The sequence below is a fragment of the Magnetospirillum molischianum DSM 120 genome, from assembly GCF_000294655.1.
Classification (GTDB): domain Bacteria; phylum Pseudomonadota; class Alphaproteobacteria; order Rhodospirillales; family Magnetospirillaceae; genus Phaeospirillum; species Phaeospirillum molischianum.
On the sequence record NZ_CAHP01000034.1, the window covers coordinates 97,051 to 112,035 of the forward strand.

Sequence of the window (14,985 nt, forward strand, 5' to 3'; positions counted from 1 at the left end):
CCCGATTGAGGGCCGCTAAGGGGTGATTGGTCGATATATGAGGGCGGCAGGCCGCTTTGACCAGGAACTCTATCGCACGACCCGGCCTAAGGTCAGCACATCGACCGAAGCGGCCCCGCCACGCAACAGCACGCGGGCGCATTCATTGACGGTCGCGCCGGTGGTCATGACATCATCGATCAGCACGATTCGGCGGCCTTCGGTACGGGGAAGGCTGCGGGGCGGCAAAAGGAAGGCTCCGGTGACGTTGCGGCGTCGGGCATCGGGGCCAAGGTGACCCTGCGACACGGTTCTGCGGCGGCGCACCAGGAGATCGGGCACGGTTTCGACCCCGACCAGCGGGGTCAGGGCCTGCGCCAGGACCGCCGCCTGATTATAGCGCCGCATCGCCAGCCGCCAGCGATGCAGCGGGACCGGCACCAACAGGTCGGCGTTATCGAGCAATTCGGCTCCGGCGCGAGCCAGCCAGCGAGCGAAGGCTGGAGCGCCTTCCAGACGGTCGCCATGCTTAAAGCGCAGGATCAGCGGCCGGGTTTCGTCGTCATAGCGCAGCACGGCGCGGGCGCGACCGAAGCGGGGCGGTGACTTCAGGCACTCGCCGCAGACCATCTGCCCACCGGGATCGATCTCGAACGGTCGTCCGCACACGGCACACAGCGGAGCCGACAGAAAGGCAACCCGCGACCAGCAGGCGGGGCACAGCGTGCCGGGATCGGCCACCAGGGTCTGGCACCGCAGGCAGACCGGCGGCAGGATCGCGTCAATGATAACGCGAAGTCCCTGCCGCAGCGGTCCAATCAGGCTCATCGCCGCCCGAACCGGGCCAGAGCTTCGGCGCGGTCGCGCACGCCGAGTTCAAGTAGCAACGGTGTCTCCAATCCGGCTTGCGCCATGGCGACGCGATCGGCCAGAACCTCGGCCGCCGGACCCTGGCGGAGAGTCCGTCCGTTCGAGAACAGCGCCACCTCGTCGGCGAAGGCATAGGCCAGATCGACGTCGTGAGTGGTCAGCACCAGGGTTGTTCCGGCTGCGGCCAATGCGCCCAGAACCCCTTGCAGCAACACCCCGCCGCGATGATCGAGTCCAGCCAGCGGTTCATCAAGCAGCAGCACCTCGGGTCGCATCGCGACGGCTCCGGCGATTGCCACCCGCTTCTTCTGCCCGAATGACAGTTGGTGGGTGGCGCGTTCGGCCAGATCGGCGATGCCGAGCGCGGCCAGGGCCTCGTCCACCCGTGTCGCGGCCTCTGCCTCGGACAGGCCGAGATTGAGCGGTCCAAACGACACGTCTTCGGCGACAGTGGCGGCGAACAATTGATCGTCGGGATCCTGCATCACGAGTCCGACCCGACGTCGCCATCCCGCCAGGGCGGCGCGGCCGTGGCCCAGTACCACGCCATCGACCAGCACTTCGCCCGCCTCCGGGCGCAGTGTACCGTTGAGATGTAGCAGCAAGGTACTCTTGCCCGCGCCGTTTGGCCCCAGCACCGCCAGCCGCCGCCCGCGACGGACGACCAGATCGAGACCGTCCAGCGCCCGTCCGCCGCCGGTCCAGGAATAGACCAGCCCGCGCGCTTCCAGACTCAACTCCACCATAGACTAACCCCCAGCACCGCCGCCTGGAGTCCCAGCGTGGCGGCGATAAAGCGCAATGAAACCGGCTGCCGGGGCGATAGCATCGGCAGCGAGCCGTCGAAGCCGCGTGCCGCCAACCCGCATTCCAATCGCTGAGCGCGATCCAATGCCCGAGGCAGCAGCAGTGCGACCAGCAGCCCCAGAGACCGGATCGAACGGCGAAAGCCATGCCAGCCCAGCCGTGCGTCCTGGGCGTGGCGGATCGCGGTGGCGGATTCGAGCAGCATGAAGAGGAACCGCCAGATCAGCAGGGCCATCTCGGCGATTTCGGGCGAAAGACCTAACCGTCGTGCCCCCCGGACCAGATCGGGGGCAGGAGTGGTGACGGCCAGCAGCAGCAGGCAGGACAGAGCCGCCGCCGCCCGGATCACCACGGCCGCGGCGGCAGCCCCGCCATCGCGGGCGAGGGCCAGTCCGTCCGGGCCGATCTCGATCGCCAGGGCGAAGGCTCCGGTCAGGGCGAACCCAAGCGGGGCCGCGACCAGCCTAAGCCAGTCGCGCCACGTCACGCGTGCCCCGGCCAGGGCGGCGGTCCAGGCGATGACAAGCACCGCCACCGCTCCCGGCCAGGGCGGCACGGCAAGAACCAGGACCAGCAGGCCCAGGGCCAGCACCGNTTTTTCCGTTGTCGATCGCCGCCGCCACCGGCTGGATTGCGCCAACCGGTCGATGGCGAGGCTCACCGCTCGCCGCGACCGTGACGACGCCCGATGGCATAGCCGACTAGCCCGGCTCCGATCGCGGCCTGCAATGCGAACAGCAGGCTTTCAACCTCTTTCCCCGGCGGTTCCCACACCGGTTCGGCCCAAGGGACATAGGATGGATTGGCAGCGGTGACGGCATTGCGGGCGGCATCGTCGGTGCCGCTGAATTCAGCGTTGGGAGTCAGCGCCAGCGGTGCGGCGACGATCAGTGCGGCCAGACCGAGCAGAACAAGATTGAGACGCGCGTTCATGCCTTCACCCCTTCGGCCTTGAAGAAACCGCGCCCGACCAGGGCGTTCATCACCACCACCGTGACCAGACCTTCGGCAATCGCCAGCGGCACCTGGGTCAGGGCGAAAATGCCGGCGAATTTGGCAAAGGCTCCCATGAATCCCGAAGCCGGATCGGGGAAGGCCAGGGCCAATTGGGCCGAGGTGACGATATAGGTCGCAAGGTCGCCCAGGATCGCGGCGAGGGCGATGCCGACCGCCGCTGGCAGTCCGAGGGCGGACGAGGCTCGCCACAAACCGTAGGCGACCCAGGGGCCGACCACCGCCATCGAAATGATGTTGGCGCCCAGGGTGGTGAGGCCGCCATGGGCCAGCAACAGTGCCTGGAACAGCAGCACGATCGAGCCGAGCAGCGCCATTACCGATGGGCCGAACAGAACCGCGCCAAGACCCGTTCCGGTGGGGTGCGAGCAGGAACCAGTGACGCTTGGCAGCTTCAAGGCCGACAGGACAAAGGCGAATCCGCCAGCGGCCGCCAGTTGCAGCCGCGCCTCGGGGCGCTCGGTGACGATCTTTTTCAGCTTCCACGCGCCCGCCGCCACGAAGGGAACAGCGGCGCAACTCCATGCCACGGCGTGTGTAGCGGGTAAAAAACCTTCCATAATATGCATATCGGGCAGACTCCGTTCGTCGAGAGATCGCGTGTCGTCGCGAAACGGACTCTGGTCAAACCTCCCGGCACACCCCGTCCGGCAGGCTCGCGACGACTCTCGTGATGGCAGGTCTCCTGACTTGCGGGTCAACGGATTCGACCCGGCCTTCCCAACCGGATGAGCGGTCAGTGGCTGTGGGGGTCGGACCCTCTCCGCCTACAGTTGCGGGGGCAGTCCCGGATTTGGCCCCGAATCGGAGCCTTGACCGTGTTCCCATTTTCACCCCGCCGGGATCTTGACCGGCAGGGAACCATCGCCGGTCACTATAATTTCGCCATGATCCCGATGCAAACCCTGACCATGCCTTCTTCCGGTGAATCGGGAGCGAGGCGCAAAACAAGTGAGAGACTCAAGCGCCAGCGACAGAGGCCATATAACGAAACCTGGGCAATCGGCTTATCTGATAGCCCGAGTGCTGCTATTCTGGTGGCCGGACGCCCGACGGAGGTACCCCTTTTGACCCATACCATCGCGATGGTTGATGACGACCGCAATATCCTGACCTCGGTCTCGATGGCCCTGGAAGCCGAGGGGTTCAAGGTGCGGACCTATACCGATGGAGCCGAGGCGTTGCGCGGCCTGACCGCCCAGCCGCCCGATCTGGCGCTTCTCGACATCAAGATGCCCCGGATGGATGGGATGGAATTGTTGCAGCGGTTGCGGCGGCAATCCTCGATCCCGGTGATCTTCCTGACGTCGAAGGACGATGAAATCGACGAGCTTCTCGGCTTGCGCATGGGGGCGGACGATTACATCAAGAAGCCGTTCTCACAGAAGCTGCTGATCGAGCGTATCCGTGCCCTGATCCGTCGTCTGGAGGCCAACGCGGCCGATCCCGACGAGCCGCCGGGCGAAGTGGTGACGCGGGGGCCGTTGGTGCTCGATCCCGCCCGCCATGTTTGCACCTGGAACGGTCGAAGCGTCGATCTGACCGTTACCGAGTTCCTGTTGTTGAAATCGCTGGCCATCCGTCCCGGCCACGTTAAAAGCCGCGACCAGTTGATCGACGCTGCCTATGGCGAATCGATCTATGTCGATGACCGCACCATCGATAGCCACATCAAGCGGTTGCGCAAGAAATTCCGCGAAGTCGATGACGATTTCGCCCAGATCGAGACTCTTTACGGCGTCGGATACCGCTATCGTGAAGAGTGATGACGGTGCCGGGGGACCGGCTCCGCATGTCGAACCCCGCCGTCGCTGGTCGCGGTGGCGCCTGTTGGCTTCACCGCTGACTCGCCGGATTCTGGCGGTCAATCTCCTTGCTCCGGTGGTGTTGGTCGGTGGCCTGCTTTATCTCGACCGTTACAAGCAAGGGTTGATCCGTTCCGAACTGGAGGGGCTGGCGACCCAGGCGGAAATGGTCGCCGCCGCCGTCGGCGAAGGCGCTTTGATCGAAGGCGAGTTCGAGGGGTTGGAATTCAACGCCGAAACGGCTCGCCAAATGGTGCGCCGTCTGGCGGAACCGGCCAAGCTCAGGGTTCGATTGTTCGGTTCCGATGGGGAATTGGTGGCGGATTCGCGCTTCCGCCTCGGTGCCAATGGGGTGGTGCATGTCGAGATGTTGCCGCCGCCCCGTATCCCCAGTTGGTCCGACGAGGTTCGGCAATGGTGGGAGCGAACCGCGCATTGGCTGCGGTTCGATCGCGCCTTGCCGCTATATCGGGACCGGCCACGGGCGCGGGCCAGCGACTTTGCCGAAGTCGCCACCGCCTTGGACGGCCACAGCGGAGCCCAGGTTCGGACCCGTTCGGGCGGCGGGCTGGTTCTGTCGGTCGCGGTGCCGGTCCAACGGTATAAGCAGGTTGGCGGCGCGGTTTTGATCACCGCCGATGGTACGAACGTCGCCCGTGCCTTGTTCCAGGTCCGTCTTGCGATCTTCCAGGTCTTTGCCGTCGCCCTCGGCATTACCATCGCCCTGTCGCTTTATATGGCGGGAACCATCGCCCGGCCGATCCGGCGGTTGGCTCTGGCGGCGGAACGGGTTCGTCACGGCCAAGGTCGCGCGCTTCTGATCCCCGATCTGTCGCGGCGTGGCGACGAGATCGGCGAATTGTCGCTGGCATTGAAAGAAATGACCGAAGCGTTGTGGCGGCGGATGGATGCGATTGAGGCCTTTGCCGCCGATGTCGCCCACGAGATCAAGAATCCGCTGACGTCGTTGCGGTCGGCGGTCGAAACCGCTGCCCGGATCGATAATCCCGACCAACGTCGTCGCCTGATGGCGATCGTGCTCGACGATGTTGGACGGCTTGACCGATTGATCAGCGATATCTCTGACGCTTCGCGCATCGATGCCGAATTGTCGCGGGCCGAAAGCGCGCCGGTCGCGGTGGCGTCGATGCTCGACGCTCTGGCCGACGTCTATCGGATCACGGGTGGCGAATCCGGGCCGTCCTTTACCTTGGAGCGGCCCAAGGACGATCCGCTGATTGTGGTGGGGATCGAGTCCCGACTGGTCCAGGTGTTGCGCAACCTGATCGCCAATGCGATGTCGTTCAGCCCGCCCGGCGGTTCGATCCGCTTGATCGCCGAACGGAGCGATGGGCGCATCCGCATCGTGGTCGAGGATGACGGCCCCGGTATTCCCGACAACAAGCTGGAAGCGATTTTCGACCGCTTTTACTCCGAGCGGCCCGAGGGCGAGAAGTTCGGCACCCATTCCGGGTTGGGTCTGTCGATCTCACGCCAGATTGTTGAGGCACATAATGGTCGCATCCGCGCCGAAAACCGCGATGGGGGTGGTGCCCGCTTTATCGTCGAGTTGCCCGATCGTGGCGCGGTGTAGTCGCGTGGCGTTAAGGGCCGTTCCATTCGCGAGGCAACGGCCCTAATATCCGCGTGAACCACCACCCGCAGGGAGATTCTCGGTGAAGACGCTCGTCCGCCTGTTCGCCGTTGCCACTGTTGTCGTGCTGTCCGCCGTTCCGATGGCCTGGGCCGCCGAGGAGACCTATCCAATCGATCAGGTGCTGGGGCGTCCCGATGCGCCGCTGACCATTATCGAATACGCCTCGACCACGTGTGGGCATTGCGCCACGTCACATAAGACCGTGCTGCCCCGATTGAAGGCGGAATGGATCGATACTGGTCGGGCGAAGCTGATTTACCGCGATTATCCGACTGGCCCGCGCGCTTTGTCGCTGGGGGCGTCGATGATTCCGCATTGCGCTGGGCCGGATCGCTATTTTGGTCTGCTGGGGCTGATCATGGATCAGCAAGAGCGCTGGATGGGGTCGGCCAATCCGCTGGCGGAATTGAAGAAGCTGTCCAAGCTGGCCGGAATGGGCGAGGACAAGGTTGACGAATGCCTGCGTCGCCAGGATCTCGCCAACGCTCTTGAGGCTCGTGCTCACGACGCCTTCGAGAAGCGCGGCATCGACGGCACCCCCGCCTTCATCGTCGATGGCAAGGTTCTGCCCGGTGCCCGGTCGTTCGAGGAACTCGACAAGGCGCTGAAGGCGGCGTCGAAGTAAAGCCCGCTTGGGGGCGGCGGTGCTCCAGTTTTCCCGGTTACGCCTTTCGGGGTTCAAATCTTTCGTCGATCCCGCTGAATTGCGGATTGAGCCGGGAATGACTGGGGTCGTCGGTCCCAATGGGTGCGGCAAGTCGAATCTGATCGAGGCGTTGCGCTGGGTGATGGGGGAAACCTCGGCCCGTCAGATGCGCGGCGGCGAGATGGATGACGTTATCTTCGGCGGCAGCGCCGGTCGGCCCGCCCGGAATATTGCCGAGGTCGGGGTCACTCTCGACAACACCGCCCGCACCGGCCCGCCGCAATACGATCATGACGAAATCGAGGTGTCGCGCCGGATCGAACGAGGCAATGGGTCGGTTTATCGCGTCAACAGCCGCGAAACCCGTGCCCGCGATGTCCAATTGCTGTTCTCCGATGCCGCTACCGGCGCCCGTTCGTCGGGTCTGGTCAGCCAGGGCCGGGTCGGAGCCTTGATCAATGCCCGCCCTGCCGACCGACGTCTGTTGCTGGAGGAAGCCGCCGGGATCGCCGGACTGCATTCCCGCCGCCATGAAGCCGAAAGCCGTCTGAAAGGCGCGGAAGCCAATCTGGAACGGCTTGACGACGTTCTTGCCACCCTGTCCGAGCAATTGCGCTCGCTCCAGCGTCAGGCCAAGCAAGCGGCGCGCTATCGCACCCTGTCCGAGCAGATCCGAGCCTTGGAGGCGCGGCTGCTCTATCTTGGCTGGCTGGAGGCCTTGGCGGCGATCGATGCCGCCCGCATGGCGCTGCGTCAGGTCGAAACCAGTGTCGAGGATGCGACCGCCGCCGCTGCCGCCGCCGTTGCCCGCGCCACGGCTCTGGCCGCCGATCTGCCGCCGCTGCGCGTTGTCGAGGACGACGCCCGGCAGGTGGTGCGGACATTGCTGGCCGAGCGTGAGCAATTGGACGCCGAGGCGGGTCGGATCGCCGAGATGCGGCGCGACCTCGATTCCAGGTTGGCTCAGGTCGGATCGGATCTTCAGCGCGAGCATGCCCGCGCCGTCGATGCCGAACAGACCGTCGCCCGGCTGGAGGCCGAGCGCGATGCTCTGGCCGCTGAAGCCGCCGGAGAGGGCGAAGCTCGCGCCGAAGCTGAATTGCGGGTCGTCGCCGCCGCGACCGCTGTTGCGACGGCAGATCAGCACCTGACGGCCCGGATGGAAGAGGTTGCCGCCGCCGATGCCGAGCGCGCGGCCGCACTGCGCCGGTTGCAGGACGCCGAGGGGCGTCGTGACCGCCTGCGTGACCGGGCTACCCTGGCCGATTCCCAGCGTGCTCAGGTCGAGGCCGAGGCGATCGACCGTGCCGACCTCACCGCGTTGGAAATGGAGTTGGAGGGAGCCGAGGAATTCCTCGAAGAGGCCCGCGCGCACGCCGAATCAACCGATATCGAACGCGAGACGGCTCAGACCGTCCGCGACCGTGCCCGCGATACTCACGCCACCGCGATCGCTGCCCGCGACCGCTTGTATGCCGAGGCCGACGCATTGCGTCAGGTGCTGGCTCAGGGGCGCGCCGCCGGGTTCCGTCCGGTGCTGGACGAGGTTGGTGCAACCGCCGGGTTCGAACCGGCGCTGGCGGCGGGGTTGGGCGAGGATCTTGCCGTTCCCACCGACCCGGCGGCCCCGGTGCGTTGGGATGATCTTGGCCCACCCGAATCCGGTCCGGCCCTGCCTGCTGGTACCCGTTCGTTGGCGTCGTTCGTTACCGCGCCGCCGGTTCTGGCTCGCCGCCTGGCTCAGATCGCGGTGGTCGAGGATGTGGCCGAGGGAGAGCGCTGCCGCCATACTCTGGCGGTGGGGCAGCGGCTGGTGACGGCTCAGGGAGATCTGTGGCGCTGGGATGGGTATACCGCGCGGGCGGGTGCGCCCAGTCCGATGGCGCTGTGTCTGGCCCAACGCAATCGGTTGCGCGAACTCGACGCCCGTTTGGAAGATGCCGATATCGGGGTCGAAACCGCCGAAGAGGAGGCCGGTGCGGCGATCATGGCCGCCGAGCGTGCCGTCGATGCCGAGCGCGCCGCCCGCGATTCCGTGCGTCGGGCCGAAACAGAGGCCGTTCGCGCCCGCGATGCGCATGGCCGTCTGGCCCAGCGCGTCGCCGCCCATGAAACCCGACTGGCCGCGATTGCCGAGCAATGCGCAGCGGCGGCGGATGATCTGGCCGAGGCCGAGGCCGAACTGACCGAAGCGCGGGAGGCCGCCGAATCCTTTCCCGAGTCCGACGATGGGCGCGGCCAGATCGTGGTTTTGCGTGCGACCCTGGCCGAATTGCGCAGCGCTCTGATCGAAGCCCGCGCCAATTTCGACCATCTGACCCGCGAGGCGGCCGACCGGGCGCGCCGCCGCGATACGGTCGAAGCCGATCTGCTTTCGTGGCGGGGGCGGACCGATGCCGTCCGCCAGCATGTCGAGGAATTGGAGGAACGACGCGAGACGGTGCTGTTCGAGATCGAACGGCTGGCCAGTCTACCCGATACCTTCGTGCGTCGTCGTGCCGACCTGCTTGACCGTGCCGATGCCGCCGATGCCGTCGCCCGTGCCGCGACCGACCGGGTTCAGGTGGCGGAAGGGGAGATGGTCCAGGCCGACGCCGCCGCCCGTGCCGCCGAACAGGCGGTCGCCACCGCTCGCGAGGAACGCATCCGTCGCGAAGCCGCCGTTTCCGCCGCAGATCAGACCTGCCGTGCCGTCGCCGCCCGGATCGCCGAACGGCTGGATGTCAGCCCCGAACAATTGCGCGATCTGGCTGCGACCGTTGAGGACGACCGGCCCGACCCGCCCGATCTGCACCGCCGTCTTGATAGGCTGACCCGCGAGCGCGATCAGATGGGGCCGGTTAACCTGCGTGCCGAGCAGGAAGCCGCCGAACTGGAGGCTCGCATCACCACGATGCAGGCGGAAAAAGACGACCTTGTGGCCGCCATCGCCCGGTTACGCCACGGCATCGCCGAACTGAACCGCGAGGCCCGTGACAAGCTGCTGGCTTCGTTTCAGGCGGTGGACCGCGATTTCCGTCAATTATTCGCCCGGTTGTTCGGTGGGGGCCGGGCACACCTTGCTTTGACCGAATCCGCCGACCCGCTCGATGCCGGGTTGGAGATCATGGCCAGTCCGCCGGGTAAGCGGATGCAGCAATTATCATTGCTGTCGGGCGGTGAACAGGCGTTGACCGCTCTGGCTCTGTTGTTCGCGGTATTCATGACCAATCCGGCCCCGATCTGCGTCCTCGACGAGGTTGACGCTCCGCTCGACGATGCCAATGTCGATCGCTTTTGCACGTTGGTCGATGGGATTGCCGCCACCACCCGCACTCGCTTTCTGATCGTCACCCATCACCGGATGACGATGGCCCGGATGGACCGCCTGTATGGCGTTACCATGGCCGAACGTGGCGTGTCGCAACTGGTTTCGGTCGATCTGGCCCAGGCCGAGGCGCTGCGCGATAAAAGCATGGTGGGGGTCGGGTAGGTCTTTCCTGGCGGAGAGATCCCCCCGTCCCAGCAAGGAAGGGGGGATCTCGCGATTCGCTATCGAATCAGCCAGCGGCCGAGATAATTGCGGATCAGCTGTTCCATCTGCCGATCGATATCGCGGGCCAGCCCATCGGTGATTTCGTACTGAATGCGATCGCGTTCGTTGACGGTCAATCCCTCGGGAATGGTCCGCGACCGCTGGGCGGTGGCAACAACGTCGGCGACGGTCATATGACGGGCGTCGAGGATTTCGACCGCAACCTGAAGGGTGGCGTCGTAGCGCAGTTCCTGTTCTTTCTTGAACGCGCCGGAAAGGCTGGTGTCGGTCCTGAGCGGAACTTCGACAACGCGGGCATCACGGATCACCACTCGTGCCGAGCCGCTGCCGCGCTGCCCCATCGGCCGCAGCCGATCCTGAGCCCAGCGTTCGATCGCCGAGCCGGGCGATACCGGCATCAGGTGTTCGATATTGGGCAGCCGTCCGGGTGGCTGGTAATCGGACAGGATTTCCAGTTCAGCGACGTCAAGGCGGAAAGGTTGACGGTCGGCGAAGCTGATCGGCGGCAGTTTTTGTACCGGCGGAGCGTTCTGGCAGGCGGTAGCTGCCAGGGCGGCGGCAAGAGCCACCGCCAGACGAAGGTGCCTTGCGCGCATCGCGAGGGTTCCCTTAGGCTGGAGGACGTCCGAAGGACATTGTCGGCGGCTGGCTCGCCCGCGTCAAGGCGAGACGGCGGGGACCAATTCTGTCAGCGGAATAACGTGATCAGTGCGACAGAATTCGCAGGTCACCGTTACCCGGCCTTCGGCATCGGCCAGGGACGGCAGTTCGTCGGCGGGCAGCGAAGCCAGCGTCTCGACCACCCGCTCGCGTGAACAGCGGCATCCGGCAACCAGACTGCGCGGATCGAACAGACACAGCGATTCGGCATGGTAGAGCCGGTACAGCAGATGCTCGGGCATCAGCGTGGGGTCTTGCAGTTCGGCCACCGTCAGGCTGCCGAGCAGAATTTCGGCGCGACGCCAGCTTTCCTCGGCCTCTTCGGCCAGCAAGATCGGTGCCCGCCCCGATCCGGGCGGCAGGCGCTGGATCATCACCGCCTGAGCGCCCCAGCCAAGACCATCGGCGGGCGGGCGGACTGCGGTGGAGAAGGCGGTATCGAGCTGTTCGGACTGGCGGAAATAGGTGCCGACCGCATCGGCCAGGGTCTCGCCTTCCAACGCGACGATCCCTTGATAGCGTTCGGTTCCCGCTCCCTGATCGACGGTGAAGGCCAGATGACCTTTGCCCAGCAAGGCCCGTACCGGGGCGGTGCCGTCACTGTTCGTCAGCCGGGCGGCGTCGAACCGGGCCATTGCGCGGAGCCGACCTTCGCTGGTGACGTCGGCGACCACGAGCGGAACCGGGCCATCGCCCTGAACCTGAAGGGTGAACACGCCTTCGTATTTCAGCATCGCCGCCAGAGCAGCGGCCAGTGCGCAGACCTCGGCTAGCAGAGTCGCGACCGCTGGCGGGTAATTGTGACGCGGATCAAGAATCGAGTCGAGCGCTGTTCCCAGCCGGACCAGCCGACCACGCACCAGACCGTCCTCGATCGTGAACGGCAGAACCATATCGGCGGTCGCCGTCGATGCGGCGGCCGAGCCGGTCATGCCAGACACCACGTCAGAATAGCCTTCTGAACGTGCATGCGGTTTTCGGCCTCGTCCCAGACCACCGAACGGGGGCCATCCATCACCGCATCGGTGACTTCCTCGCCGCGATGGGCGGGCAGGCAATGCATGAACAGGGCGTCGGGCGCGGCGCGGTCCATCAGCGCCTCATTGACCTGATAGGGGGCGAGGATCTTGGAACGGTCGTCGTCGCGGCATCCCATCGACAGCCAGGTATCGGTCACGATCAGATCGGCACCAGCCGCCGCCTGGGCGGGGTCGGTCATCAGATCGACCCGGCCGCCGCGTTCGCGCGCCCACGATACCGCCTTGTCGGCAGGCATCAGCGAGTCGGGGCAGGCGAGGCGGATGGTCGCGCCGAAATGTGCACTGGCGTGAATCCAACTGGCGGCGACGTTGTTGCCGTCGCCGATCCAGGCAACCACTTTTCCGGCCAGACTGCCGCGATGCTCTTCATAGGTCATCACGTCGGCCATCACCTGACAGGGATGGGACTCGTCGGTCAGGCCGTTGATGACCGGCACGGTGGCGTAGCTGACCAGATCGTCCAGCTTGGCCGGACTGTCGGTGCGGATCATGATCGCATCGACGAAGCGCGACAGCACCCGTGCGGTATCGGCAACGGTTTCGCCGCGCCCCAATTGGGTATCGCCCCGAGTCAGCACGATGACATCGCCGCCCAACTGCTTCATTCCGGCCTCGAACGAAACACGGGTGCGGGTCGAGGGCTTCTCGAAGATCATCGCCAGCAGTTTTCCTGCCAGCGGGCGGTTAATCGTGCGTCCGGCCTTGTACGCCTTGCCGAGATCGACGAGCTGACGCAAGGTTTGGGAATCGAAACGATCAAGGTCGAGAAAATGGCGGGGGCCGCCAGCCGTGGTCTGGGACGTCATGAGGGGGCCACCACCTCGCTCAGAGTGCGGGAGAGGATGTCGGCCGCCAAAGCGACTTCGGCCTCACGGATAATCAGCGGCGGCACCAGCCGCACCACGTTGTCGCCAGCACCGACGGCCAGCATGCCGTTGTCGCGCAACCGCGCAATCAGTTCGGTATTGGGGAAGCGGGGTTTGATCCCCAGCATCAGCCCCAGGCCACGCACGTCTTCGATCAGGGTCGGGAAGCGGGCGGCAACCGTCTCGATCTCGCGGCGCAACACCTGGGCGATCCGCTCGACCTCGGTCAGGAAACCGGGCTCCAGCACCATGTCCAACACCGTTTCGGCCACCGACATCGCCAGCGGATTGCCGCCGAAGGTCGAGCCGTGGGTGCCGGGGGTCATGCCGCGCGCCGCCTGTTCGGTGACCAGACAGGCTCCGACCGGGAACCCGCCGCCCAGACCCTTGGCGATTCCCATGATGTCGGGTGTGATCCCGGACCATTCATGGGCGAACAGCTTGCCCGAGCGGCCGATGCCGGTCTGAACCTCATCGAAAATCAGCAGGAGTCCGAATTCGTCAGCGGTCTCGCGCAGGCGGCGGAGATAGTCCGGTTCCGCCGGAATAATGCCACCTTCGCCCAGGACCGGCTCGACCAGGATCGCCGCTGTTTCAGCGGTGATGGCGGCCCGTAACGCATTGAGATTGCCAAAGGGAACGTGGTCAAATCCATCCACGATCGGAGCAAAGCCGTCCAGATGCTTTTTCTGGCCGCCCGCGGCGATGGTGGCCAGGGTGCGGCCGTGAAAGGCCCCCTCGGCACAGATGATCCGATAGCGTTCGGGATGGCCGCCGACATGGTGATAACGCCGTGCCGTCTTGATACAGCATTCCATCGCCTCGGCGCCGGAATTGCAGAAAAAGACGGTGTCGGCGAAGCTCGCCTCGATCAGTCGGGTGGCAACCTGTTCCTGTCCCGGCACGCGGTATAGGTTCGAGCAATGCCACAGCTTTCCCGCCTGCGCGGTCAGCGCCGCGACCAGTCGCGGATGACAGTGCCCGAGTGCGTTAACCGCGACTCCGGCTGCGAAGTCGAGATAACGACGTCCATCGGTGGAATACAAATAGGCCCCTTCGCCCCGGTCAAAGGCGAGATCGGCCCGCGCATAGGTCGGCAGAACGACAGCAACCATGGCAGCTCTCCGGAACGCTCCTTCCGCAATGCCGGTATCACCGCTGCGAGAGCGGAATATCCGGCGCGCTCATGGAAAGCGGCAGACTATCGACGCGAATTGGCGTTCTGTCAATCATTGTGACTAGGATGGCGCCGTTTACCTGTCGATTTTCTGTGTTGCTAACTCCGCAGCTTGTAACCGCTGTCGAGCATCTTCCAGGTGACGAGGCCGAGTACCAGATCGGTCAGCGTCACCACTGCGATCCCCACGGCCAGCGATCCGTCGGAATGGCCGATGAAACCGGCGCGGAAGCCGTCAATCATATAGAAGAACGGATTGGCGAGGGCGAAGGCGTGAAAATGCTCAGGTAGCCGTTCGATCGAGTAGAACGTGCCGGACAGGAACGACAGCGGTGTCACGACGAAGTTGGTTACCGCCGCCATGTGGTCGAATTTGTCGGCCCAGATGCCGCCGATCATCCCCAGCAACGACAGCATCAGCGAACCCATCACCGCGTGGAAGACGATCAGCCCAGGCGAATGGATGTGCATTGGCACGAACAAGGCCATCGTCAGGGCGACGACCAGCCCGACCGCCAATCCGCGAGCAACGCCGCCTGCCGCGATTGCCACGGTCATCTCGGCCCCGGTCAGCGGCGGCATCAGCATATCGACGATGTTGCCCTGAACCTTGGCGATGATCAGCGAGGACGAGGTGTTGGCGAAGGAATTTTGCACCATCGCCATCATCACCAGGCCGGGGGCGAGGAATTCGGTAAAATCGACTCCGCCGACCCGAGCCGCCACCGGTCCCAGGGCCAGGGTGAACACGGCGAGGAACAGCAGGGTCGTCACCACCGGCGCGGTGATCGTCTGGAAATGGACCTTGAGGAAGCGGCGAACCTCCTTCATGAACAGGGTCCAGGTGCCCAGCCAGTTGACCGCGCCGTAACGGCGGGGGCAGGGCGGCAGGCCGCGCGTCGGGTCGTTATTCATGTTAGGATCATCTC

General features: G+C 65.2%; 14 protein-coding genes and 1 riboswitch. Of the genes, 4 read left to right on the forward strand and 10 right to left on the reverse strand.

From position 1 onward, the window contains the following. Positions 1–69 precede the first annotated feature (69 nt). From PHAMO_RS14085 to PHAMO_RS14105, 5 genes are all read right to left on the reverse strand, one after another. The gene (locus tag PHAMO_RS14085; protein ID WP_002730265.1) at positions 70–807 is read right to left on the reverse strand and encodes a ComF family protein; all 738 of its coding nucleotides are present in this window, start codon (positions 805–807) and stop codon (positions 70–72) included. Next, entirely contained in the window at positions 804–1,595 is a 792-nt protein-coding gene (locus PHAMO_RS14090; RefSeq protein WP_002730266.1) for an energy-coupling factor ABC transporter ATP-binding protein, read from the reverse strand. Before PHAMO_RS14090 ends, PHAMO_RS14085 begins: the two co-directional genes overlap by 4 nt. After that, positions 1,583–2,317, reverse strand: coding sequence for a cobalt ECF transporter T component CbiQ (gene cbiQ, locus PHAMO_RS14095; protein ID WP_040567308.1), 735 nt, complete (start codon positions 2,315–2,317; stop codon positions 1,583–1,585). The genes PHAMO_RS14090 and cbiQ overlap by 13 nt, the downstream gene beginning before the upstream one ends. Then, positions 2,314–2,589, reverse strand: a complete 276-nt coding sequence (locus PHAMO_RS14100) for an energy-coupling factor ABC transporter substrate-binding protein (protein ID WP_002730268.1) — start codon at positions 2,587–2,589, stop codon at positions 2,314–2,316. Before PHAMO_RS14100 ends, cbiQ begins: the two co-directional genes overlap by 4 nt. Then, positions 2,586–3,239 (reverse strand): energy-coupling factor ABC transporter permease, encoded by a 654-nt coding sequence (locus PHAMO_RS14105; protein ID WP_002730269.1) that lies wholly within the window; start codon positions 3,237–3,239, stop codon positions 2,586–2,588. Before PHAMO_RS14105 ends, PHAMO_RS14100 begins: the two co-directional genes overlap by 4 nt. Before the next feature lie 89 nt (positions 3,240–3,328). After that, a riboswitch (cobalamin riboswitch) is annotated at positions 3,329–3,551 on the reverse strand. Positions 3,552–3,737: 186 nt separating this feature from the next. On the opposite strand from PHAMO_RS14105, the gene PHAMO_RS14110 reads away from it, so the two are divergent. The 4 genes from PHAMO_RS14110 to smc all read left to right on the forward strand — a co-directional run bounded on the left by PHAMO_RS14110 (position 3,738) and on the right by smc (position 10,250). Next, complete coding sequence (locus PHAMO_RS14110) at positions 3,738–4,436, forward strand: response regulator transcription factor (RefSeq protein WP_002730270.1); 699 nt, start codon at positions 3,738–3,740, stop codon at positions 4,434–4,436. Then, on the forward strand, positions 4,426–6,069 hold the full coding sequence (locus PHAMO_RS14115; protein WP_002730272.1) for a stimulus-sensing domain-containing protein: 1,644 nt from the start codon (positions 4,426–4,428) through the stop codon (positions 6,067–6,069). The genes PHAMO_RS14110 and PHAMO_RS14115 overlap by 11 nt, the downstream gene beginning before the upstream one ends. An 82-nt stretch (positions 6,070–6,151) precedes the next feature. Continuing rightward, positions 6,152–6,757 (forward strand): DsbA family protein, encoded by a 606-nt coding sequence (locus PHAMO_RS14120; protein WP_002730274.1) that lies wholly within the window; start codon positions 6,152–6,154, stop codon positions 6,755–6,757. Positions 6,758–6,776: 19 nt separating this feature from the next. After that, positions 6,777–10,250 (forward strand): chromosome segregation protein SMC, encoded by a 3,474-nt coding sequence (gene smc, locus PHAMO_RS14125; protein ID WP_040567368.1) that lies wholly within the window; start codon positions 6,777–6,779, stop codon positions 10,248–10,250. A gap of 59 nt (positions 10,251–10,309) precedes the next feature. On the opposite strand, the gene PHAMO_RS14130 is transcribed toward smc, so the two are convergent. The 5 genes from PHAMO_RS14130 to PHAMO_RS14150 all read right to left on the reverse strand — a co-directional run bounded on the left by PHAMO_RS14130 (position 10,310) and on the right by PHAMO_RS14150 (position 14,971). Further along, on the reverse strand, positions 10,310–10,909 hold the full coding sequence (locus tag PHAMO_RS14130) for a hypothetical protein (RefSeq protein WP_002730277.1): 600 nt from the start codon (positions 10,907–10,909) through the stop codon (positions 10,310–10,312). A gap of 63 nt (positions 10,910–10,972) precedes the next feature. Next, a complete protein-coding gene (gene hslO, locus PHAMO_RS14135) occupies positions 10,973–11,905 on the reverse strand; it encodes an Hsp33 family molecular chaperone HslO (protein WP_002730279.1) in 933 nt (310 codons plus the stop codon). Next, positions 11,902–12,819: an ornithine carbamoyltransferase gene (gene argF / locus PHAMO_RS14140; RefSeq protein ID WP_002730280.1), complete on the reverse strand. Its 918-nt coding sequence runs from the start codon at positions 12,817–12,819 to the stop codon at positions 11,902–11,904. Before argF ends, hslO begins: the two co-directional genes overlap by 4 nt. Next, positions 12,816–13,994, reverse strand: a complete 1,179-nt coding sequence (locus PHAMO_RS14145; protein ID WP_002730281.1) for an aspartate aminotransferase family protein — start codon at positions 13,992–13,994, stop codon at positions 12,816–12,818. The genes argF and PHAMO_RS14145 overlap by 4 nt, the downstream gene beginning before the upstream one ends. A 161-nt stretch (positions 13,995–14,155) precedes the next feature. Next, positions 14,156–14,971 (reverse strand): ABC transporter permease, encoded by an 816-nt coding sequence (locus PHAMO_RS14150; RefSeq protein WP_002730283.1) that lies wholly within the window; start codon positions 14,969–14,971, stop codon positions 14,156–14,158. Positions 14,972–14,985: the final 14 nt, after the last annotated feature.

Excerpts from the sequence above, each read along its gene's own strand:
- PHAMO_RS14085 (WP_002730265.1), bottom strand. The coding sequence starts at position 807 with ATGAGCCTGATTGGACCGCTGCGGCAGGGACTTCGCGTTATCATTGAC.
- PHAMO_RS14090 (WP_002730266.1), bottom strand. The coding sequence starts at position 1,595 with ATGGTGGAGTTGAGTCTGGAAGCGCGCGGGCTGGTCTATTCCTGGACC.
- PHAMO_RS14100 (WP_002730268.1), bottom strand. The coding sequence starts at position 2,589 with ATGAACGCGCGTCTCAATCTTGTTCTGCTCGGTCTGGCCGCACTGATC.
- PHAMO_RS14105 (WP_002730269.1), bottom strand. The coding sequence starts at position 3,239 with ATGCATATTATGGAAGGTTTTTTACCCGCTACACACGCCGTGGCATGG.
- PHAMO_RS14130 (WP_002730277.1), bottom strand. The coding sequence starts at position 10,909 with ATGCGCGCAAGGCACCTTCGTCTGGCGGTGGCTCTTGCCGCCGCCCTG.
- hslO (WP_002730279.1), bottom strand. The coding sequence starts at position 11,905 with ATGACCGGCTCGGCCGCCGCATCGACGGCGACCGCCGATATGGTTCTG.
- argF (WP_002730280.1), bottom strand. The coding sequence starts at position 12,819 with ATGACGTCCCAGACCACGGCTGGCGGCCCCCGCCATTTTCTCGACCTT.
- PHAMO_RS14145 (WP_002730281.1), bottom strand. The coding sequence starts at position 13,994 with ATGGTTGCTGTCGTTCTGCCGACCTATGCGCGGGCCGATCTCGCCTTT.
- PHAMO_RS14150 (WP_002730283.1), bottom strand. The coding sequence starts at position 14,971 with ATGAATAACGACCCGACGCGCGGCCTGCCGCCCTGCCCCCGCCGTTAC.